At 65.0% G+C, this 22,306-nt stretch carries 17 protein-coding genes; 5 read left to right on the forward strand and 12 right to left on the reverse strand.

Features of this window, described 5'->3' with window-relative positions:
* Positions 1-2 precede the first annotated feature (2 nt).
* Positions 3-1,496, reverse strand: coding sequence for a CoA-acylating methylmalonate-semialdehyde dehydrogenase (locus ATE71_RS11530; protein WP_058803450.1), 1,494 nt, complete (start codon positions 1,494-1,496; stop codon positions 3-5).
* A gap of 97 nt (positions 1,497-1,593) precedes the next feature.
* Here ATE71_RS11530 and ATE71_RS11535 point away from each other — a divergent pair, with 97 nt between their 5' ends.
* Positions 1,594-2,481 (forward strand): LysR family transcriptional regulator, encoded by an 888-nt coding sequence (locus tag ATE71_RS11535; RefSeq protein WP_058803451.1) that lies wholly within the window; start codon positions 1,594-1,596, stop codon positions 2,479-2,481.
* Here ATE71_RS11535 and ATE71_RS11540 read toward each other — a convergent pair.
* The 8 genes from ATE71_RS11540 to kduI form a co-directional block, all read right to left on the reverse strand.
* Positions 2,478-3,797 (reverse strand): mannitol dehydrogenase family protein, encoded by a 1,320-nt coding sequence (locus tag ATE71_RS11540; RefSeq protein ID WP_235587989.1) that lies wholly within the window; start codon positions 3,795-3,797, stop codon positions 2,478-2,480. The genes ATE71_RS11535 and ATE71_RS11540 overlap by 4 nt on opposite strands.
* Entirely contained in the window at positions 3,794-5,206 is a 1,413-nt protein-coding gene (gene uxaC, locus ATE71_RS11545) for a glucuronate isomerase (RefSeq protein ID WP_058803452.1), read from the reverse strand. Before uxaC ends, ATE71_RS11540 begins: the two co-directional genes overlap by 4 nt.
* 4 nt (positions 5,207-5,210) lie before the next feature.
* Entirely contained in the window at positions 5,211-6,518 is a 1,308-nt protein-coding gene (locus ATE71_RS11550; RefSeq protein WP_058803453.1) for an MFS transporter, read from the reverse strand.
* A gap of 22 nt (positions 6,519-6,540) precedes the next feature.
* The gene (locus tag ATE71_RS11555) at positions 6,541-7,332 is read right to left on the reverse strand and encodes a 2-keto-4-pentenoate hydratase (RefSeq protein WP_321164277.1); all 792 of its coding nucleotides are present in this window, start codon (positions 7,330-7,332) and stop codon (positions 6,541-6,543) included.
* Between the two features lie 54 nt (positions 7,333-7,386).
* Positions 7,387-7,623, reverse strand: coding sequence for a hypothetical protein (locus tag ATE71_RS11560; RefSeq protein ID WP_058803455.1), 237 nt, complete (start codon positions 7,621-7,623; stop codon positions 7,387-7,389).
* Positions 7,624-8,637, reverse strand: a complete 1,014-nt coding sequence (locus ATE71_RS11565; RefSeq protein WP_058803456.1) for a sugar kinase — start codon at positions 8,635-8,637, stop codon at positions 7,624-7,626.
* Positions 8,638-8,686: 49 nt separating this feature from the next.
* Complete coding sequence (gene kduD / locus ATE71_RS11570; protein ID WP_058803457.1) at positions 8,687-9,439, reverse strand: 2-dehydro-3-deoxy-D-gluconate 5-dehydrogenase KduD; 753 nt, start codon at positions 9,437-9,439, stop codon at positions 8,687-8,689.
* A 113-nt stretch (positions 9,440-9,552) separates the two neighbouring features.
* Positions 9,553-10,395 (reverse strand): 5-dehydro-4-deoxy-D-glucuronate isomerase, encoded by an 843-nt coding sequence (gene kduI / locus ATE71_RS11575; protein WP_058803458.1) that lies wholly within the window; start codon positions 10,393-10,395, stop codon positions 9,553-9,555.
* Positions 10,396-10,563: 168 nt separating this feature from the next.
* Here kduI and ATE71_RS11580 point away from each other — a divergent pair, with 168 nt between their 5' ends.
* Positions 10,564-11,631, forward strand: a complete 1,068-nt coding sequence (locus tag ATE71_RS11580) for a LacI family DNA-binding transcriptional regulator (protein ID WP_058803459.1) — start codon at positions 10,564-10,566, stop codon at positions 11,629-11,631.
* Between the two features lie 3 nt (positions 11,632-11,634).
* Here ATE71_RS11580 and ATE71_RS11585 read toward each other — a convergent pair whose 3' ends face one another.
* From ATE71_RS11585 to ATE71_RS11595, 3 genes are all read right to left on the reverse strand, one after another.
* Positions 11,635-13,317, reverse strand: a complete 1,683-nt coding sequence (locus ATE71_RS11585; protein ID WP_058803460.1) for a hypothetical protein — start codon at positions 13,315-13,317, stop codon at positions 11,635-11,637.
* Between the two features lie 79 nt (positions 13,318-13,396).
* Positions 13,397-14,488 (reverse strand): TonB-dependent receptor domain-containing protein, encoded by a 1,092-nt coding sequence (locus tag ATE71_RS11590; RefSeq protein WP_058803461.1) that lies wholly within the window; start codon positions 14,486-14,488, stop codon positions 13,397-13,399.
* On the reverse strand, positions 14,485-15,948 hold the full coding sequence (locus tag ATE71_RS11595) for a TonB-dependent receptor plug domain-containing protein (RefSeq protein ID WP_058803462.1): 1,464 nt from the start codon (positions 15,946-15,948) through the stop codon (positions 14,485-14,487). The genes ATE71_RS11590 and ATE71_RS11595 overlap by 4 nt, the downstream gene beginning before the upstream one ends.
* Before the next feature lie 410 nt (positions 15,949-16,358).
* Here ATE71_RS11595 and ATE71_RS11600 point away from each other — a divergent pair, with 410 nt between their 5' ends.
* From ATE71_RS11600 to ATE71_RS11610, 3 genes are read left to right on the forward strand one after another with little or no spacing between them, the layout of a single operon-like run.
* Entirely contained in the window at positions 16,359-17,537 is a 1,179-nt protein-coding gene (locus ATE71_RS11600) for an efflux RND transporter periplasmic adaptor subunit (protein WP_058803463.1), read from the forward strand.
* Positions 17,538-17,543: 6 nt separating this feature from the next.
* Complete coding sequence (locus tag ATE71_RS11605; protein WP_058803464.1) at positions 17,544-20,747, forward strand: efflux RND transporter permease subunit; 3,204 nt, start codon at positions 17,544-17,546, stop codon at positions 20,745-20,747.
* On the forward strand, positions 20,744-22,156 hold the full coding sequence (locus tag ATE71_RS11610; RefSeq protein WP_058803465.1) for an efflux transporter outer membrane subunit: 1,413 nt from the start codon (positions 20,744-20,746) through the stop codon (positions 22,154-22,156). Before ATE71_RS11605 ends, ATE71_RS11610 begins: the two co-directional genes overlap by 4 nt.
* Positions 22,157-22,306: the final 150 nt, after the last annotated feature.

The following is a 22,306-nucleotide window of genomic DNA, read 5'->3' on the forward strand; positions in this document are numbered from 1 at the left end:
GATCAACCCATCGTCGGAATGACGAAGGCGTTGCCGCCGTCGGGCGACCCGTCGGGCCAGCGCGCGGTAACGGTCTTGACCTTGGTCCAGAATTTCACGCCTTCCATGCCGTGCTGGTTGGTGTCGCCGAACGCCGAACGCTTCCAGCCGCCGAAGCTGTGATAAGCGACGGGCACCGGGATCGGCACGTTGATGCCGACCATCCCGACATTGACGCGCGCGGCGAATTCGCGCGCCGCGTGGCCGTTGCGGGTGAAGATCGCGACGCCGTTGCCATATTGGTGCTTCGACGGCAGTTCGAGCGCGGTCTCGAAATCGGGGGCGCGGACGATCTGGAGCACCGGGCCGAAGATTTCTTCCTTGTAGCTTTCCATGTCGGTCGTGACATGGTCGAACAGGGTCGGCCCGACGAAGAAGCCTTTTTCATGGCCCTGCAAGGTGAAGCCGCGGCCGTCGACGACGAGCTCGGCGCCTTCGTCGGCGCATTTCGCGATCCAGCCTTCGACCTTTTCCTTATGCGCCTGCGTCACGACAGGGCCGTAATGCGCCTCGGCATCGGTCGACACGCCGACGCGCAGCGCCTCGATCGCGGGGACGAGTTTTTCGCGGAGGCGGTTCGCGGTGTCCTCGCCGACGGGAACGACGACCGGCAGCGCCATGCAGCGCTCGCCCGCCGAGCCGAAGGCGGCGCCGGTGAGGTCGTTCACGACCTGGTCGAGATCGGCATCGGGCATCACGATGCCATGGTTCTTCGCGCCGCCCATCGCCTGCACGCGCTTGCCGTTCGCGACGCCGCGGTTGTAGACATAATGCGCGATATCCGACGAGCCGACGAAGCTGACCGCGCCGATATCGGGATGGTCGAGGATCGCGTCGACCATTTCCTTGTCGCCGTGGACGGTCTGGAAAATGCCTTCGGGCATCCCGGCCTCGAGGAAGAGTTCCGACAGGCGGACTGGCACCGACGGGTCGCGCTCGCTGGGTTTCAGGATGAAGGCATTGCCCGTCGCGGTCGCGACGCCGCCCATCCACAGCGGGATCATCGCGGGGAAGTTGAACGGGGTGATGCCCGCCCCGATGCCGATCGGCTGGCGCATCGAATAGACATCGATGCCGGGCCCCGCGCCCTGCGTATATTCACCCTTCAGAACATGCGGGATGCCGCAGCAGAATTCGATGACTTCGAGCCCGCGCTGGATGTCGCCCTTCGAGTCCGCGATCACCTTGCCATGTTCAGCCGAGAGCATTTCGGCGAGCTGGTTCATGTTCGCTTCGACGAGGCGCTTGAATTCGAACATCACGCGCGCACGGCGCTGCGGGTTGGTCGCGGCCCAGGCGGGCTGTGCGGCCTTGGCGGCGGTGACGGCACGGTCGAGGATAGCGCGATCGCCGAGCGCGACCTGCGCCTGTACGCCGCCATTATTCGGGTCGAGGACATCGCCGAAGCGGCTGCCGCCCCCCGCGCCGCCGGCGATATGATGGTCGATCTGTCGCATATCCGAGTCTCCCATAAGATGTTGTCGTTGCAACAGCCGAGTTGCGAGGCGATTGCAAGGGATAGACTTGCAGGATTATCCTGCATATTTGCAGCTTATGGACTGGGATAGGCTGCAATATTTCCTGTTCGTCGCGCGCCACGGCACCCTCGCGCGCGCCGGGGCGGCGTTGCAAGTCGATGCGACGACCGTGAGCCGCCGCGTCAGCGCGCTCGAGGCCTCGCTCGGCCAGACCTTGTTCGAACGCACGCCGACGGGTTTCGTTCTGACCGCAGCAGGCCGGGCGCTCGTTCCACACGCCGAAGCGATGGCGGCGGCAGCGGCGCGCATCCATTCGGTACGCGCAGGCGGGTCGGGATTGTCGGGGCAATTGCGGGTGAGCGTGTCGGAAGGTTTCGGCAACAGTTTCATCGCGCCGCGGCTCGGGCGCTTCGTCGCGGCGCATCCCGAGCTCGAGATCGACCTTGTCGCCTCATCGGGCTTTTTGAATCCGTCGCGGCGCGAAGCCGATATGGCGGTGCTGCTCGCGCGGCCACGCAAGGGCCCGCTGATCACGCGCAAACTTTCCGACTACAGCCTCGGCATTTACGCACCGGCCGACCGGCCCGACTGGCACGAAGCGGTCGCCGCTGCGCCGCTGTTGCGCACCGGCATCCCCGTCATCGGCTATATGCCCGACATCCTCTACGCGCCCGAACTCGACTATCTGGGCGAGATCGAGCCGGGGCTGCGCGCGACGGTGCGTTCGTCGTCGATCCTCGCGCAACGACGGATGATCGCAGGCGGCGCGGGAGTCGGCGTGCTCCCCTGCTTCCTCGCCGCAGGCGATCCCGGGCTGGTGCGCGTGCGGCCCGATCAGGCGATCGCGCGCGCCTTTTGGCTCGCGCTCCACCGCGACGTCGCACCGCAACCGCGCATCCGCGCGTTTATCGAATGGCTGGACGGCGAGGTAAGGGAGAGCAGGGGATTGCTGGTGCCGGCCTAGGCCGGACGCCACGCCGACGCGACCAGCCCCCCGTCGCCGAATATCCGCTCGATCGCGTAGGGGCCTGCTGCTGCGGCCCGCAGCTTGTCGCCTAGCGGGTCGTCGACCGGATGGTCACTCCGCAAGAAGGCGATCCACGCCGCGATCGCAGCTTCGATCGATGGGCAGCGCGCCCCGCGCCGCTGATGCCACGCCAGCGTTTCGAGCCAGCGCTGCGGGATCTTCTGGCTGCCGTCCATCGCGATCTGGATCAGCCGGTGGTCGAGTGCGGGATTGGCGAAGCGGTCGAGCAGCGCATCGGCATAGCCCGCCAGATCCTGTCCCGGCGCGGCGTCGATCGTCGGCGCGGCTTCATCGCGCATCAGTCGTTCGATGAGCGGGCGAATTTCGGGGTCGAGTATCGCCTTATGGACATAGTCATGTCCTTTCCCCAGCCCGATATAGGCCAGCGCCGAGTGCGCGCCGTTGAGCATGCGCAGCTTCGCCGTTTCGTACGGCGCGACGTCGGCAACGAGTTCGGCGCCGACATTCTCCCAGCGCGGGCGCGGGCCGGCGAAATCATCCTCGATCACCCACTGGCTGAAGGCTTCGGTGACCACCGCGCCCTCGTCGCGCGCGCCAAGCGCGGATTCGATGGTCGCCCGGTCGGCGTCGGTCGTCGCGGGGACGATGCGGTCGATCATCGTCGCGGGGACGCGACACTGCGCGTCGAACCAGTCGACGAGATCCGGATGGTCCGAGGCGAGATATTCGCGCATCAGCCGGCGCAGCACCGTGCCATTGTTCGCGAGATTGTCGCAGCTGAGCAAGGTCAGCCCCGGCAAGCCCGCCGCCTTGCGCGTGGCAAGTCCGGCGCCGACGAAGCGATAGAGGCTCGACACGCCCTTGGCCGCATCCAGATCGAGCGCGCCGTCGGGACCACGCAGATAGCCCTTCTCGGTGACGGTGAAGCTGACGATATGCGTCGTCGGCGCGGCGATGGCGTCGATCACGGCTTGCGGGTCGTCAGCCGCGACGAGCACTCTTTGCACCGCGCCGATCAGGCGCAACCCGGTCCCTGCGGCGCTGCGCGCGCTGACGGTGTACAGCCCGTCTTGCGGGTTCAACTGCGCGGCGACGTTGGGAGAGCGGAGCGACACGCCGATGATGCCCCAGTCGCGGTCGCCTGCGGCCATCGCATCGTCGGTATAGACCGCCAGATGCGCGCGGTGGAACGCGCCGATGCCGATATGGACGATACCCGCCGCCTGCGCCGCGCGGTCGTAACCCGGCGCCTGCACCGACGCCGGGATCGGCGCTTCAGCCGACAGCCTCACAGCTTGTACGCGGCCTTGGCGAGATTGTAGCTGAGGTCGGCCGCGAGTTCGGCGGCCTCCCATTCTTCCATCCGGTGCTCGGCGACGAGCCCGGCCAGAAAGCCGCAGTCGATGCGGCGCGCGACGTCGTGGCGCGCGGGGATCGACAGGAAAGCGCGCGTGTCGTCGTTGAAGCCCACCGTGTTGTAGAAGCCCGCGGTCTCGGTCATCTGGCTGCGGAACCTCCGCATTCCTTCGGGGCTGTCGTGGAACCACCACGCAGGGCCAAGCTTCAGCGCCGGATAATGGCCGGCGAGCGGCGCCAGTTCGCGAGCATAGCTCGTCTCGTCGAGGGTGAAGAGGATGATCGTCAGCGCCGCTTCATTGCCATAGCGTCCGAGCAACGGGCGCAGCGCATGGACATAGTCGGTCGCGGTCGGGATATCGGCGCCCTTGTCGCGGCCGTAATGGGTGAACAGCCAGCGGTTGTGGTTGCGGAAGGCGCCGGGGTGGATCTGCATCACCAGCCCGTCATCGAGGCTCATCCCCGCCATCACCGTCAGCATATGCGCGCGGAACAGCTCGGCATCGGCGGCGCTGACTTCGGCGCCGGTGACACGATCGAACAGCGCCTCGGCCTCCGCGACCGACAGGTCGGCGGTCGCGGCGGTGGGGTGACCATGATCGGTCGAGGTCGCGCCCATTTCGGCGAAGAAGGCGCGGCGACCTCGGTGCGCGGCGAGATAGCCGGCATAGGAGAAGGCGTCTTCGCCCGACAGATCGGAGAAGCGCTTCAGATTATCGCGAAAGCCTTCGAACTCGGGATCGATCACCGGGTCGGGGCGATAGGCGGTGATGACGCGCCCCGCCCATTCGCCGCTGGCATTGGCGGCGCGGATCACGGCATGATGTTCGAGCGTGTCGAGCGGGCCTTCGGTCGTCGCGATCACCTCGATCCCGAAACGGTCGAACAAGGCGCGCGGGCGGAAGGCATCGGTCGCGAGCGCTTCGGTGATCCGGTCGTAATAGAGATCCGACGTCTCGGCCGAAAATTGCACCTCGAAGCCGAAGGCTTCGGCGAACACCCAGTCCATCCACATGCGGCTCGGGGTACCGCGAAACAGGTGATAATTCTGCGCGAACAGCCGCCAGCTCTCGCGCGGGTCCGCCGCGGCGTTCCGGATGCCGAGGGCGTCCAGCGATATGCCCTGCGAATAGAGCATCCGGAAAACATAGTGATCGGGATGCAGCAGCAGCTCGGCCGCATTGCCGAAAGGCGCATTGCCCGCGAACCAGCTCGGGTCGGTGTGCCCGTGCGGGCTGACGATCGGCAGCCCGGCCACCTCCCTGTAGAGCCGGCGCGCGATGTCGCGCTGCGCCGGATCGGACGGAAAGAGGCGGTCGGGGGAGAGCAGCAACGGGCGCGGCATGGCGCTATTTTGCGCTTTCGACGGTGACCGGCGCGAGGCGCGGGCTGAGGATATGGACCGCGAACACCGCGAGGAAATAGACGGTGGTGCAGGCGGCGAAGATGAGCGTATAATTGCCACCGGTCGCGTCGAGCACGAGCCCGGTCGATTTCGCCATGATCATGCCGCCAACGCCGCCCATGAAACCGCCGAGCCCGATCACCGAACCGACCGCGCGTTTCGGGAACATGTCGGGCGGGATCGACAGGATCGTCGACGAAAAGGCCTGGTGCCCGGCGAGCGCGATGCCAATCAGCACCACCGCGAGCCACATATTGTCGAGCCCCGAGACGAACAGCAAAGGCAGCACGCAGCAGCCTGCGCCGAGCATCGTCGCCTTGCGCGCGAAATTGACGCTGTGCCCCGACTGGATCAGCTTCGACGACACCCAGCCGCCGAGGATGCTGCCGACGTCGGACAGCAGATACATGATGATCATCGGCAGCAAGACGACCTTCAAATCGACATCATAGGTGGTGCTGAAATATTTGGGCAGCCAGAACAGCATCAGGAACCAGACCGGATCGGTGAGGAACTTGCCGATCGAATAGGCCCAGGCTTCGCGCTTGGTGACGATCGCGCCCCAGCCGAGGCGCTCGATCTTTTCGGGCGGATCATGCTCGATCCATGCGAGTTCGGCGTCGCTGACCTTCCCGCTTTCGCGCGGGTTGCTGTAGAGCCAGAGCCAGAGAATCAGCAGCAGGACCCCGAAAGCCCCTGTGTAGATGAAGGTCTCGCGCCAGTCGAAGCCCATCCAGACCATGAACAGCGCGATCGTCGGCGCGGTCAGGATCACGCCGATCGTCGTCGCGCTGTTGACCCAGCCGATCGCGTAGGAGCGTTCCTTTTGCGGGAACCATTCGCTCGACGCGCGGACGACCGACGGGAAATGCCCCGCCTCGCCAACCCCAAGGATGACCCGCGCCATCATGAAGGAGACGACCGACGACGCGAAACCGTGTGCGATATGGCCGACGGTCCAGGTCGAGATGGCGATCGCATAGCCGACCTTGGGCCCGAAGCGGTCGATCAGCCAGCCCATGAGAAGAAAGCCCAAGGCATAGGCGGCCTGGAAGGCGGTGACGATGTTGCCATAGTCATTCTCGCTCCAACCCAGCTCAGTCCCGAGCGTCGGGGCGAGCAGGCCGAGCATGGTGCGGTCGATATAGTTGACCGTGGTCGCGGCAAAGAGCACAGCGACGATCAGCCAGCGGTAACGCCCCGACTTCGGCACCGGCGCCGCCGTCCCTCCGTCCGCGAATGCCTGTGCCATAATCCTCTCCCGTAATTTTGCTTTAGTAGCTTTTGATCGAGCAGCCGACGCGGATTTTTCCGTCGAACAGCGCTTCGGCGCGTTGGCCGGGCCTGATTTCATGGATGCCGGTGATCGCGCCCGCCGACACCCAGGTCCCCGGCGGGATCGCGATACCGCGCGCGCGCAGGATTTCGATCAGGAACAGCGCCGATCCGAACGGACCGTCGAGCATGGCCTCCATCGTCGCCGCGCCCACCGTCTCGCCGTCGATCGCCATTTCGACCGGCATGCGGATCAGGTCGGCGTCCTGCCAGCCGGCGATCGACGAGCCGAGGATCAGCCCCTTGTTATTACCAAAATCCGACGCGGTGACCGCGGGACCGTGGCGGTTGATTTCGGGAAAGGGCGAGCTTGCGATCTCGATGCCGGTGCGGACGTCGGCGATACAGCCCTTTACGCTGTCGATATCATAATCGCCTGTGCCGACGTCGCCGAAGCACAGAAGTATCTCAGCCTCGGCCGCGGCAAAGCCGCCGGCATAGACGGGCATCGCCGGTTCGTCGGCGCCATCGAAAATCTCGTCGGCGAAGATCGGTCCGGTCAGGCGGTTGCCGCCATAACGATCGACGAGGTCGGGGGCGATTCGCCCGACCTTCCACCCGCCGATGCGGCGACCATCATAGGCGATCGCGCTGTCCTGGATCGCATAGGCGTCGGCCATCGTCTGTGGCATCGCGCCGGGATAGGCGGTAAGCGGTGTCTTTCCCGCACGCGCGTCGATCAATGCACGCGCCACATTCTGTTGATCGCTTGTCGCCAGCATCTTTCTCATTTCCCTCTTCCGCGGCAGGGTGTAAGAGACACCGGTGTCAAAAGCAAGCGGATATCAGATGTACGACAAATTTCCTTTCCCCGGTGCGGTCGGCCCGGCGGCGCAAATGCCGCGCGGACGCAACGGCCAGTTATAGCGCGTCACGACCCACGCGGCCGACGGTCTTGGGTCGCTGAAGGCGGCGATCGAAACGCCGGGACCCCCGACATCGGCGGGATCGGTAACGCTGCCGGTCGAATAAGCGCCGCCGTAGAAGCCGCGCCTGCGGTCAGCCGCGTCCGCCGCGTCCACCTATCGCCGGACATCGAGCCCGCCGCCATGAAACGCATCGATATCGGTCTGCCCGAAACGGCTCGCGTCGCCCGGCAGCGAATGTTTGAGGCAGGTGAGAGCGAGGCCGCTTTGGGCCATCGCCCCGGCATCGCCGCCCGAGCGATACGCGTGCAGCACCCCAGCAGCAAAGGCATCGCCGGCACCGATCCGGTCGACGATGCCGGTGACGTCGATTTCGGCGGTCTGGTGGCAAGCATCGCGAAGGTCGACGCGCGCCGCGATGCGGTGATGGTCGGCGGTAACGGTGTGCCGCGCGGTCGATGCGATGAGCCGGAGGCCGGGAAAAGCCGCGAAACCGGCCTCGGCTGCCTCGCGCCGCCGGTCTTCGCCATCGCCGCTGAACGCCTTGCCCAGCACCAGCGACAGGTCGCGGTGGTTGCCGAACAAAATGTCGGCGTTGCCGATCAATTCCGTCAGAACCGAACGCGGGTCGCTGTCCCACGCCTCCCACAGCATCGCGCGGTAATTGCCGTCGAAGCTGATCGGCACCCTGAGCCGCTTCGCCGCGCGCGCTGCGGCGAGCGCGGCGTCGGCCGAACGCGGACCGAGCGCGGGGGTGATTCCAGAGAGGTGGAGCAGGCTGGCGCCCGCGAGCAGGCGATCGAAGTCATAATCCTCGGGTCCCGTCGCCGCAAAGCTCGACCCGGTACGATCATAGACGATCTCCGAAGCCCGGAGCCCGGCGCCCACGCTCAGGAAATAGAGGCCCATGCGCCCCCGATGAAGCGTGACGGCGGTGCAATCGACGCCCGCGCCGCGCACCGCCGCCACCGCACCGCGGCCCAGTGCGTTCGAAGGAACCTTGCTGATCATCGCGCAGTCGTGGCCCAGATGCGCGAGCCCGATCGCGACATTCGCCTCGGCACCGCCGACGTGGAGCGACAACGATGACGACTGCATGAGCAGCTCGTTACCGGGCGCGGTCAGGCGGATCAGCAGTTCGCCGAAAAAGACAAGGCGGCCTTCGGTCATTTCACTCCCCGCTCACCCCCTTTTTGTCGCGGAGGGCGATCCATTATCGTTATCGCGCCAGCCAGCCGCCATCGACCGCGAGGATATGACCCTGCACATAGTCCGACGCCGAGGACGCCAAGAACACCGCGGCGCCGCCGATGTCGGCCGGATCGCCCCAGCGACCCGCCGGGATGCGCTCCATGATCTGGCGGTTGCGCGTCTCGTCGCCCTGAAGCGCGGCGGTGTTGTTCGTTGCGATATAACCCGGCGCGATCGCATTGACCTGCACGCCCTTTGCCGCCCATTCGTTCGCGAGCAGCTTGGTAAGCCCGCCGACCCCCGATTTCGACGCAGTATAGCTCGGCACGCGAATGCCACCCTGAAAGGTCAGCATCGAGGCGATGTTGATGATCTTGCCAGAACCGCGCGCGATCATGTGACGGCCCACGCCTTGGCAGAGGAAGAAGAGCGTCTTCAGATTGGTGTCCATCACCGCATCCCAATCGGCCTCGGTGAAGTCGACCGCATCGGCGCGGCGGATGATGCCGGCGTTGTTGACGAGGATGTCGATGCGCCCGAACTCGGCGAGTACCGCGTCGACGAGCGGTTGCACCGCGCCGACGCTCGACAGGTCGGCGGCGAAATTCTTGGCCCGGCGGCCGAGCCCGCGAACCTTGCCGACGGTTTCGTCGGCGGGCGAGCGGCCTGCGGCGGCGACATCGGCGCCCGCCCCGGCGAGCGCGAGCGCGATCCCCTGTCCGATGCCGGTGTTGGCGCCGGTGACCAGCGCGACTTTGCCTGTCAGGTCGAATAGTTGCATCGTTCGTCTATCCTCGTCACCCCGGACCTGATCCGGGGTCCATGATCTGATGCACTCCCTTCGCCAATGGATCCCGGATCAAGTCCGGGATGACGAAAGCGGCAAGGGCGGCTCTAGCTCAGCTGGCAGATATCGAGGACGTTCATGTCGGTATAATCCTGATTCTCGCCCGCCATCGCCCAGATGAAAGCATAGGATTTGGTGCCCGCACCCATGTGGATCGACCAGGGCGGCGAGATCACCGCTTCCTCGTTCTGCATGACGATGTGGCGCGTCGCCTCGCCCTCTCCCATGAAGTGCATGACGCGGTCGGTGTCGACATTGTCGAGCTCGAAATAGAAATAGATCTCGCTGCGGCGCTCGTGGATGTGCGGCGGCATCGTGTTCCAAACGCTGCCTTCCTTGAGCACGGTGAGGCCCATCACGAGCTGCGCGCTGTCGCACACGCCGGGGATGACGAGCTGGTAAATTGTGCGCTCGTTCGATTCGGCGAGGCTGCCGCGGTCGAGCGCATTGGCATCGGCGATACCCAGCTTGCGCGTCGTGAACGCCTTGTGCGCGGGGCACGACGCCAGATAATAGCGTGCGCCTTCGCCCGCGAACTCGACGTCCTTGGCGCCCATCGTCACATAGAGGCAATCTTTGTTGCCGAGCGTGAAGCTTTCGCCGTCGACCGTGACGGTGCCTTCCACCGCCGAAACATTGACGATCGCGAGTTCGCGGCGTTCAAGGAACGGGTGGCCCGCGGCCGAAGGCGGCTCGGTCTGGGCGGGCAGCTTGACCGGCGCACTGCCGATGGCAACGCCGCCGATCACGAAACGGTCGGCGTGCGTATAGTTGAGGACGCACTCACCTGTACGGAACAGGTTCTGGATCAGATAGCGATCGCGCAGTTCGGCGTTCGACACCTCCTCCATCATCACGGGATGGGTGGCGTAATAGGTCTTCGAAAACATGGGGGCATCCTCGCTCAAGATTTCGGGCTTGTGGCCTTGCTAGATTTGATGGTAACCGGTGTCAAGAGGTGTTGACACCCCCGTCGGGCGGTTGATTTTAGCTGATCGAGCGCCCATCAGCATGGAAAGCGCGAGCCTGGCCAGGGGCTTGCAGGGGAAAGACGGAATATGGCGTCACAGGACAAGGGGCCAGGCAAGGGGCCGGGGGGCAAGCAGCCGACGATCAATGACGTGGCGGCGCTTGCCGGGGTTTCGAAAAAGACTGTCAGCCGGGTCATCAACCGCTCGGAATTTCTGACCGAGAAAACGCGCGCGACGGTCGAAAAGGCGATCGAACAGCTGGGCTTCGTCCCCAATCCGCAGGCGCGCGCGCTTGCCTTTCGCCGCAACTTCCTGATCGCGCTGCTCCACGACAATCCGAATGCGCAGACAGTGCTCAATTTCCAGCGCGGCGTCCTTGACGCGATCAAGGACAGCGACCTCGCGCTGCTCGTCCGCCCGGTCGACCGCGGGTCGGACAAGATGCTCGACGATGTCCGCACCTTCCTCGAAAAGCAGCGTCCGATCGGCGCGATGCTGCTGCCGCCGATTTCGGAGAATGACGATCTCGCGGCCCTCTGCGAGGACCTCGGCGTACGCTATATCCGCATCGGCTCGGCGCGGATCGACGATACGAAACATTGCATCTCGTCAAACGACCGCGAAGTCGTCGCCGAAGCGGTGCGCGGGCTGGTCGCGCTCGGCCATCGCCGCATCGGCTTCGTGCGTGGTCCCGTCGGCTTCCGCTCGGCCGCGGAGCGAGAGGAGGGGTTCCGCGAGGCGCTCGCCGAGGCGGGGCTCGACCTTCCTGCCGAATTTTTCGCGCCGGGCAACTATCGCTACACCGCCGGGATCGAGGCGGGCGAGGCACTGCTATCGCTGTCCGCGCCGCCGACCGCGGTCTTTTGCTCGAACGACGAGATGGCGGCGGGGGTGATGAGCGTCGCGCATGGCAAGGGCATCAAGGTGCCCGGCGAACTGTCGATCATCGGTTTCGACGACAGCCCAACCGCAACGCATATCTGGCCCGCGCTCAGCACGGTGCGCTGGCCGATCCGCGAGATGGGCATCCGCGCCGCGCAGACGCTGGTCCCCGATTTTCTGGGCCCCGGCGCCAAGGGCGGGAGCGACGACGACAATGTTCTTGCCTCGACTTTCGTCGAACGCCAGTCGGTCGCCGCGCCGCCGAGGCGCTGATCCTTAGCGCCGCCGGCGCGCGAGCTGATAGTCGTAGAGCGAGGGCACAGCGTCAACGGCGTGCCCCGTCCCCTCGATATAGGGCGCTGGATTATAGCTTACGCTGATCTTGCGGTTCGCGTGCAGCCCGACGATCCGTTCGCCCGGACCTTCGAGTCCGCTCGTGATCGCGACCGCCGCATCGGGGGGCACGCTACCCGGCATCACCAGCTTCGCGTTCCACAGCGTGTTGTAGAGCCCGTGCCCGGGTTTCCAATATGGCGCGCCGCCGCCGACCCAGAGCTGATAATGCCAGCCGTCCTTACCCGGCTTCGGGTCGATGTGCAGTTCGACCTGGTCGAACAGATTCTGGTGGTTCGACCCACTGTGCTGGTCGATGACCGCTTGCGCGTAGACGAACGAGCGCAGGAACACCGACCGCGTCGAGCGCGTATTGATGCTGACCGGGTGGACGACCGGATTTTCGACCTTCAGATCCTTGACCAGCACATTGTGGACCGCGCCGACATGCACCGAATAATGCGCACGGCGGTCGCCCGTCGTCCTGATGCCGGCGATCGTCAGGCTTGCCGCATTGTCGGTGAGGATGCCGCTGTCCGCCCGGTCGATCGTCAGCCCGCGAATCCAGCCGTCGAACACGCCGGTCATATAGACGCCGTTATAACCTTGTTCCAGATGATGGCCGAACGCCGGCGCCTCTGGGAATTGCAGTCGCAGATTCTGGATGCCGACATTGGTCAGGTGCCGCCAATCGGCGATCACCGCAGGCTGATCGGCCCGGACATCGTGGAGCAAGGGGTCGCCGAGCGTCACCGTCTTGCCCCGGATCGCCACGATCCGCGTCGCCTGCGCGACCACCGGCCGGTTCGGGAAGGTCCAATGGTGCGAACCGATCGGCAGGTCGGTGTCGCCGTATAGCGATACGAGAATCTTGCTCTTCGGTCCGTCGATCGAAAACCATTGCAGCTGCACGACATCGCCGACCTTGAGCTTCGCCGCATTGTCGACCGTCAGCGTCCGGCCGAACTGCCTGCCCGATACGCCATTTGCGAGCACCGGATCGCGGACATCTTTCGTCCCGTCGTAGGAGACCGGGCGGCTGCCCTCGGGCGCAACAAAGATCATCCCGCCCGCCCACGTATATTCGGTGAAAAGATAATCGATATTATGCTCGGGTTCGACCTGCTGTTTTTTTTCGCGCACCAGATAGGCGCGCAATTCGTCATAATCGTGGCTCTTGTCGATCAGCTTGAGCGGGCGCGGGAACCAGAGTTCGCTGCCGCCCGGCCCATCGCCCGCGCCGTCGAGAATGATGTCGCTGCGCGTGATGCGCAGTACCTCGGTGATCTGCGTACGCCCCTTTGGGAAACGCAGCGTGACCTTGCCCTTCACCGCATTGGCGGCTGCGAGCGCGCGGAGCACGGCCTTGCTATCGTCGAGCCCGTCGTCGGGGATCGCGCCATGGTCGGTGACCTCGATGACCGTCCCAGCATCTGCGGGAAGAGGTGCAAGGCCGAAGCCATAGCCCGCATAGCTGAAATCGGGCAGCGGGTTCGCCGCCGCGGTCGCCGGGTCCGACAGGATCTTGGGCAATTTCGCCGGCTGCGCCTGAGTGGGAAAAATCAGCGCCGCGCCCAGCGCCACAACCGAAACGCGGCGCGCGCGCCGATCAACCGAAAGCTTCACCCGTCATACTCCTTACGGGCCCGTTGGCATGACGGCGCACGACCAATGAATCGCGGGGCGCCGTCATGCCGGGACCTCTTTAGAATTTCGCGCGCACGCCGACCGAAAAACGCCGCTCGGACAACGCGTAGCTGTTGAGCGCCGTTGTGTTGAAATTGCTATATTCGCTCGTCGCCGATTTCTTGGGCAGCAGATTCTGCGCCTGCAGCGACAGCGCGATATTTTTCGTGATGTCGAGCCCGACCTGCGCGTCGAGCTGCGATCGCGCGCCGATGAAGCTCGGTCGCCCTTGCGAAAACTCGAACACCGCCTCGTCGCGGTAATTATAGGCGATGCGCGCCGAAAAGGGGCCCTTTTCATACAGGCCGACGAGGTTGTAGCTGTTCTTCGACACCGCGACGAGCGGGAAACCGGCATTATCCTCGGCATCCGAATAGGTGTAGTTAGCGATCACGCCGAAACCGTCGAGCGGCGAGGGCAGGAAATCCATAAACTGCTGGATGCCGATCTCGAACCCCTTGATCTTAGCGCTCGCCAGATTTTCGGGACGCGAGAAGGTCAGTTCGCGGCCCTGCGGGTCGAGCGTCGTGTCGATTCCGCTGGTGACGAAGCTCGCGATAAAATTCTTGACGTCCTTGTAGAATACGGCGCCCGAGATCAGCGAGCTTTTCCCCGTATAATATTCGAAGCTGATATCGGCCTGCGTGGCGATCGGCGGCTCGAGATTCACATTGCCGCCGGTGACCGACAAATTGGTCGCATTGAAAAAGGTCGAGGGCGCAAGGTCGGCGATCGAGGCACGCTGCATCGTCTGCGAACCCGACACGCGGACGAGGAAATCGTCGGTGACGTTGAAGGCGATGTTCGCGCTGGGCAGCACGTTGGTATAGCGGTTCTTGTCGTTGCGCAGCGTGCTGACTGCACCGACATTGACGTAGGAGTCGACCGACAGGCGGGTCGATGCGATGCGCACGCCAGCGTTGGCCTTATATGGGACTCCGGCCAGCTCGCCCTCGCCCGACACCATCAGATAGCCCGCGAGCGTCTTTTCGCTGAAATCATAGTCGCGCTGGAGATTGGGCAGCAGGGTCGAGCGCCCGTTGGGATCGGGGTTGGGTTCGGCCGCCTGCGCGCGGGTGAAGACATAGTCGAAGGTCGGCGCTGTGCTCAAGAAGCTGCGCGGGAAGCTCCCGGAATATCCGAGAGGAAATCGCCGGCATTGACCAGCTTCAGATAGGGTTCGATTTCCTCGCGGGTCGGGGTAACCTGGCTGCGGAAGGCATTCGAGCGCGCATGGAGATCGGTATAGCGCACGCCTGCGGCGATCGTGACCCCGCTGCCGGCCTCGTAGCTGACGTCGAGCTTGCCCGTCCATTCCTCGAGCAGGCCGAGCAGGCGGTTGCTGCGCACGCCGTTGTTCGCGGGATTGTACGAGGCGTAATCGGTCGGATCGAATGTCCCGCCGAGCGTCAGCGACGGGACCGTCTGGTTGCGAAAATCGAACGCGCCGGGCACCGCGGCGGCGCCTTGCAGCGTGATGATCTGGATCGTCTGGTCGATCGTCCCCTTGCTGTAATAGCCGTCGGCCTCGATCGTCAGCCCGTTGTCACCTTCATATTTGCCGTTGAGGCCATAGAGGAAGCTTTCGGTCGGTTCGTTGCGGATCTGTCCCGCGGTAGTGACGGTGCCGTTGGCGTTGCCCGCGACCACCATGCCGTCGTCGACCACGGCATTGGTCACCGGATTGGTGCCGGTGGGCAGACGGAAGGCAAAGAAATCCTGGCGGCGCCCGGTCTTGAGTTTCGAATAGAGCGCGTCGGCGGTGAGCGTGAACTCGGGCGTCACCTCGAACTGGATCGCGCCGTTGAGCCCGAGCCGCGAGCGGTCGACGGTGAATTGTTCATATTGGAGCAGCACCGGCGTCTGCTGGACGGTCGTCGTCCCGCCGCCCGTGTAGTTGCGATCGAGGAAGTTGTTGCGTTCGAATGCCTGCGTCGTCGAGGTGCGCTTCTGATATTCGCCCGCGAGCATGACGCCGATGCGGCCGTCGGCGAATTTGGTCGTCGCAAAACCGGTAATCGCCGGTTCGAACTTGTCAGAATTTTCCGAATAGACCCCCTGCGCGCGAACCGAGATCGTCGGTTCCTTGAACGACAGCGGCTTGGGGGTGACGAGGTTGACCGTGCCGCCGAGCCCGCCCTCGGCCTGGCTGGCCAGCGGCGATTTACGCACTTCGAGGCGGCCGAACAGGCTCGACGGCACCGAGTCGAGCCCCGACGAGCGGCCGAGCTGGTCGTTCTCGGGCGGCGACAGGCGCGCCGACCAGCCGAGAAGCGTGCGTCCGTCGACCTCAACACGAACCTGCTGCAGCCCGCGCACCGACACCGACTGTCCTTCGCCGAAAACGCGGGTGATCTGGACGCCGGTGACGCGCTGCAGCGCCTCGGCGACGTTGGCGTCGGGCAGCTTGCCGACATCCTCGGCGGTGATGACGTCGAGTACCTGATCGGCCTCGCGCTTGATATCCGCCGCCTGTTCGAGCGAAGCGCGGATGCCGGTGACGACAATCGCATCCTCTTCGACCGGCGCCGCGCTGTCCTGCGCACTGGCGGGCACTACCGCCAAGGCCATCAGTGAGGCCCCGCCCGCCAACTGTGCCAAACTCCGGATCGCCCGCGCCACCTGAATAGCCATTTTCATCCTCCCACCCGGCGCCGGATTTCCCGCCCGCCACGATTTCCCACGGAGATGCGCCCGATGACAGACCCTCACGGCCCCGTTGATCGTGCATCCGATTTTCTGTTTCGTTGTCCGGCACTGGTAACCGGTGTCAAGAATGATGCGTGAATGACCAATCCGATGTCAAGCGATAATTGTATGACAACTGTCGATTGGTATGACCATTTGTGCGCCCGATCGTCGCCCGGCGACCTTCTAAAAAAAGTGTCGCAATTTGTCTCAACGGCTTGCCAGCACCGGGACAATGGGTTGAATAGGCGCAAATCCTCCCTTCCGTGCGACCCGAAACGAGATTGACCCCTATGCTGGACAAGAGGCCGCTGCTCCGTGCCGGAGCCCTGTGTGCCGTCGCCCTGTCGCTCGCGGCCTGCTCGGCCGAAGAAGAAAAGAACGGACGCGGCGCGACCGAGGTCGGATTTGTGACCGTCAAGGTCGAGCCGGTACCCGTCACCACATCGCTCGGCGGCCGCGCCGTCGCCTTCGAAACCAGCGAAGTGCGCCCGCAGGTGAACGGCCTGATCCGCCGCCGCCTGTTCACCGAGGGCGGTTTCGTCCGCGCCGGCCAACCACTCTACCAGATCGACCCGAGCCTCTATCAGGCCGCCGTCGACCAGGCGGCGGCCAACCTCGCCAGCGCCCGCGCAAGCGCGCAGGCGGCCGTCGATCGCGCACGCCGCCTCGAACCGCTCGCCAAGATGCAAGCGGTCGCCGAACAGGATTATACCGACGCGCTGGCACAGGCGCGCATGGCGCGCGCCGCCGTCGCGCAGAATGGGGCGGCGCTCGAAACCGCACGGATCAATTTGCGCTTCGCGACGATTACGGCACCAATCAGCGGCCGCATCGGCCGCAGCCTCGTGACGCCGGGCGGGCTGGTCAGCGCGAGCCAGGCAACGCCGCTCGCGGTGATCCAGCAAACCGATCCGATGTTCGTCGACATGCAACAATCGAGCGCCGAGCTCACTACGCTTCGTCAGGCGATCGAAAGCGGCGGGGTCACCGCCGGCAGCACGTCGGTGCGCCTGCGCCTCGAAGACGGCAGCGCCTATGGCTTTGCCGGAACGGTCCAGTTTTCGGACGTCACGGTCAACGAGGCGACCGGCACGGTCACGCTGCGCGCGCGGTTTCCCAATCCCAAGGGCGTTTTGCTACCTGGCATGTTCGTCACCGCGATATTCGACCAGGCGGTGAACCCCTCGGCGATCCTGCTCCCGCAGGCCGCGGTGCAGCGCGATTTCGACGGGTCGGCCTTCGTCTATCTTGTCGGCAAGGACAACAAGGCGCTGCGGCGCAAGATCGTCGCCGACCGCACCTCGGGCGCGAACTGGGTCGTCACCGGCGGGTTGAAGCCCGGCGAGCGGGTGATCACGCAAGGGATCGGAAACCTGCGGCAGGGTGCGGCGATCCGGCCCGTCGCCGCGAACAGCGCGCAGCGGGTTGCGGCACCCAGGGGCGATGGCGCTGAAGCGCAGGGCAAGTAGCGCCCGATGTCGCGCCTTTTCATAAATCGGCCGATCTTTGCCTGGGTGCTGGCGATCATCGTCATGCTCGGCGGCGCCGGCGCGCTTTTTTCGTTGCCGATCGAGCAATATCCCGACATCGCGCCGACACAGGTCAATATCCGCGCCACCTATCCGGGCGCCTCGGCCGAGACGATCGAGAACAGCGTCACGCAGGTGCTCGAACAGCAGCTGACCGGGATCGACGGCCTCCTTTATTTCAGCTCGCAGTCGAGTTCGCGCGGACAGGCGAGCATCACCGCGATCTTCGAGAAAGGGACCGATCCCGACATCGCGCAGGTGCAGGTCCAGAACAAGATCCAGTCGGCGGTCTCGCGTCTGCCGCAACAGGTGCAGGCGCAGGGGGTGCGCGTCACTAAGTCCAATTCGGATTCGCTGCTGCTCGTCGGCGTCTATGACACAACCGACACGAGGTCGAACCAGGACGTGTCCGACTATCTGTCCTCGAACATCCAGGACCCCTTGTCACGCGTCGAAGGCGTCGGCGATGTCAACGTCTTCGGGTCGCCGCACGCGATGCGCATCTGGCTCAACCCGCAGCGGCTCGCCGGCGTATCGCTGATGCCCAGCGATGTGGTGGCGGCGATCACCGCGCAAAATAGCGAGGTCGCGGCAGGCGAAGTCGGCGGCCTGCCCGCACCGCAAGGCCAGATGCTCAACGCGACGGTCACCGCCCAGTCGCGGATGCAGACCCCCGAACAGTTCGAGAATATCGTGCTCAAGACGCTGCCTGACGGCGCGACGGTGCGGATCAAGGATATCGCGCGGGTCGAGGTCGGCGCCGAAAATTACAGCACGATCGTGCGCATCAACGGTCATCCCGGATCGGGTATGTCGATCTCGCTGTCGCCGGGCGCCGACGCGCTGGAAACCGCCGACCGCGTCAAGGCGCGGATGACCGAACTCGCCGCGAATTTCCCCGACGGCCTGACCTACAGCTATGCCAATGATTCGACCGCCTTCATCAAGCTGTCGGTGAGCGAGGTGCAGAAATCGCTATTCGAGGCGATCCTGCTCGTCATCCTTGTCATGTTTGTCTTCCTGCAAAGCTGGCGCGCGGTGCTGATCCCGGCGATCGCGGTGCCCGTCGTGCTGCTCGGCACCTTCGGCATCTTCTATATATTGGACTTCAGCATCAACACACTGACGCTGTTCGGGCTGACGCTCGCGATCGGACTGCTCGTCGACGACGCGATCGTCGTCGTCGAGAATGTCGAGCGGTTGATGGAAGAAAACCCCGGCATGTCGGCGCGCGAGGCGACGATCCAGTCGATGAAGGAATTGCAGGTTGCACTGATCGCGATCGCTCTGGTGCTGTCAGCGGTGTTCCTGCCGATGGCCTTTTTCGGCGGATCGACCGGCGTCATCTATCGGCAGTTTTCGGTCACCATCGTATCGGCGATGGCGCTGTCGGTGCTCGTCGCCTTGATCCTCAGTCCCGCGCTGACCTCGACGCTGCTCAAGCCCAAGAATGGCAACGAGGGCAACGGCGGGCGCTTCCCGCGTGTGCACGCCTTTCTCGAGCGCGCCAAGACCGGCTTCAATACGCGCTTTGACCGATCGGTCGATCGCTATGTCGGAAGCGTCACCAAGGTCGTCGATCGCAAATGGCTGTTCCTCACCATCTATGCTGTATTGCTCGCCACGCTCGCCTTCCTCTTCTTCCGCCTGCCAAGCGGTTTTTTGCCCAATGAGGATCAGGGACGCGTTTCGGTCCAGTTCCGGCTGCCCGCTGGCGCGACGCAGGCGCGCACGCTCGAAGTGCGCGACATGGTCGAAAAATATCTGCTGACCGAAGAAAAGGCCAACGTCGGCGCGCTGTTCCTTGTCGCCGGCGGCGGCGGAGGCGGCGGCGCGGTCGGTCAGAATACGGGCCAAGGCTTCGTGAACCTCGTCCATTGGGACGAGCGACCCGGCACCGAACGCAGCGCCGAAGCGATCGCCACGCGCGCCCGCGCGGCGCTCGCCGGAATACGCGATGCGCAAGTCTTTGCGCTCGTTCCCGGCGCGGTGCGCGGGCTTGGCGATTCGGCGGGCTTCACGATGCAGTTCCAGAACCGCAGCGGGATGAGCCGCGACGAGTTCGTCGCCGCGCGCGAGAAGCTGCTCGCGATGGCAAACGAGAATCCGAAACTCACCTCGGTGCGCCTGTCGGACCTCCCCGACGTGTCGACGCTGAAGATCGACGTCGATACCCAGCGGCTGACCGCTTATGGCATCGACAATGGCGATGTGAACAACACGCTCGCGACCGCGTGGGGCGGGCGCTACGTCAACGACTTCATCGACAAGGGACGCGTCAAACGCGTCTATGTCCAGGGCGACGCCCCCTATCGCGCCAAGCCCGAAGACCTCAGCCAATGGTATGTCCGCTCGACCGACGGCCGCATGTCGCCCTTCTCGGCCTTTGCGACCGTCGGCTGGTCGACGACGCCGAGCAGCAGTTCGCGCTTTCAGGGCGTTCCGGCGTTCGAAATTTCGGGCCAGCCGACCCCCGGTACCAGTTCGGGCGAAGCGATGGACGAGATGGAGCGTATGGCGAACGAAATTCCCGGAACCAGCGTCGCCTGGTCGGGCTCCTCCTATGAAGAGCGGCTCTCGTCGGGGCAGGCGCCGCTGCTTTACGGGCTGTCGGTGCTCGTCGTGTTCCTTTGCCTCGCCGCGCTCTATGAAAGCTGGTCGATCCCCTTTGCGGTGTTGCTGGTTATTCCCTTGGGGCTGATCGGGGCGGTGTTCGCGGTGAATCTGCGCGGGCTGGAAAACGACGTCTATCTCCAGATCGGGCTGCTCACGACGATGGGGCTCGCCGCGAAAAATGCGATCCTGATGATCGAATTTGCCGAGCAGGAGGAGCGCAAGGGCAAGCGCGTGATCGAGGCGGCGATCGAAGCCGCGCGCATCCGCCTGCGCCCGATCCTGATGACGAGCTTTGCCTTCATCTTCGGCGTGCTGCCGCTGGCGATCGCAACCGGAGCCGGCGCGAACAGCCGCGTCGCGATCGGCACCTCGGTGATCGGCGGCATGCTCACCGCCGCCTTTCTCGCGATCTTCTTCATCCCGCTCTTTTTCGTCCTCGTCCGCCGTGGCGTACGCGACGGCCTCGCGGCGGCGCGCGCGCGCTTCGGCAAGAAAAAGGACGACGGTACCGGCGCCGCCGAGATGCCGACATGATCGCAGGCCGTTCGATCCTCCTCGCCGGCACGCTCGCGCTCTCCGGCTGCTCGCTCGCGCCAAAGACGGTGCTGCCAGCGCCGCCAGTGCCGCAAAGCTGGCCCGTCGGGGACGCTTATCTGCTCCAGAACGAGGCGGCGCTGCCGATCCTCTCCTATAAGAGCGTTTTCACCGACCCACGGCTTCAGGCGCTGACCGAACAGGCGCTTGCCAACAATCGCGACCTGCGCACCGCCTACGCCAATGTCGTCGCGGCGCGCGCGCAGGTGCGCGTCACGCGATCGGGGCAATTCCCCGAACTCGGCGTGACGGCGGGCGCGGGCTATTCGGACGGCGGTGTCGACGCCAGCGGCAACGGGAATGGAAGCGGGAACTTCTCCCTGCGCGGCGGCGTCACCGCCTTCGAACTCGACCTGTTCGGACGACTCGCCAACGCGACCGAGGCCGACCGCAATCGCGCGCTCGCGACCGAAGCGGCGTCGCGCACCGTGCGCGTCGCGCTGATCGCCAGCGTCGCCGACGCCTGGGCAAACTATGGTGCTGACCGCGACCTGCTCAAAATCGCCGAGGATACTGCCGCCAACGCTCGCGAAAGCGTGCGGCTAACCAAGGCGCGGCTCGACGGCGGCGTCGCGCCGCGCACCGACCTGCGCCAGGCCGAACAGATTCTCGCCACCGCCGAGGATGCGATCGCGCAGCAGCAGACCGCGCTCGCGCAGGACGAAAATCTCATCCGCCTGCTCGTCGGCGCCGAGGTCGACCGGGAATTGCTTCCGGCAAGCCTTGCCGAGGTCACGCCGGCGATCGTGTCGCTGCCCGCCGGGGTGAACTCCGAAATATTGCTGCGCCGCCCTGACGTGATCGAGGCCGAATATGCCCTGCGCGCCGCCAACGCCGATATCGGCGTCGCGCGCGCGGCGCTTTTTCCGTCGATCTCGCTCACCGGGCTGCTCGGTTTCGCGAGTGACGCGCTTTCCAGCCTGTTCGACAGCGGCTCGTTCAGCTGGTCGGCCGGAGGCGACGCGACGGCAACAATCTTCGACGCCGGAGGACGCCGCGCCGGGGTTGCGATCAGCGAAGCGCAGCGCGACGCCGCGCTCGCGGGCTATGAAGGCGCCATCCAGACGGCGTTTCGCGAGGTAGCCGACGCGCTCGCAGTGCAAGGCACGATTTCCGAACGCGTACGCGCCGCGGCGGCGAATAGCGAAGCCGCCGCCGACACGGCGATGCTGACCGACGCACGCTATAAGGGCGGCGTCGACAGCTTCCTGTCGAGCCTCGACGCGCAGCGCAGCCTCTATGCGGCGCGGCGGAGCGAGATCGGCACGCAGCTGCTGCTCGTCAGCACGCGAATCGCCTTGTTTCGTGCCTTGGGCGGCGACAGCAGCGCGGGAACGGCAGCGCCCTGACTTTCTCGTCATGCCGGACTGCATCCGGCATCCATTGCGACGCCGGCAGAATGAACCCCGGATCAAGTCCGGAGTGAGGATTGGGCTGTGGCGGACTCTCCTTGACAATCGCCCGCACTCGCGCGCTAATAGAACATATCAGGAACAAAT

Source organism: Sphingopyxis sp. H115 (genome assembly GCF_001468465.1).
Taxonomy (GTDB): domain Bacteria; phylum Pseudomonadota; class Alphaproteobacteria; order Sphingomonadales; family Sphingomonadaceae; genus Sphingopyxis.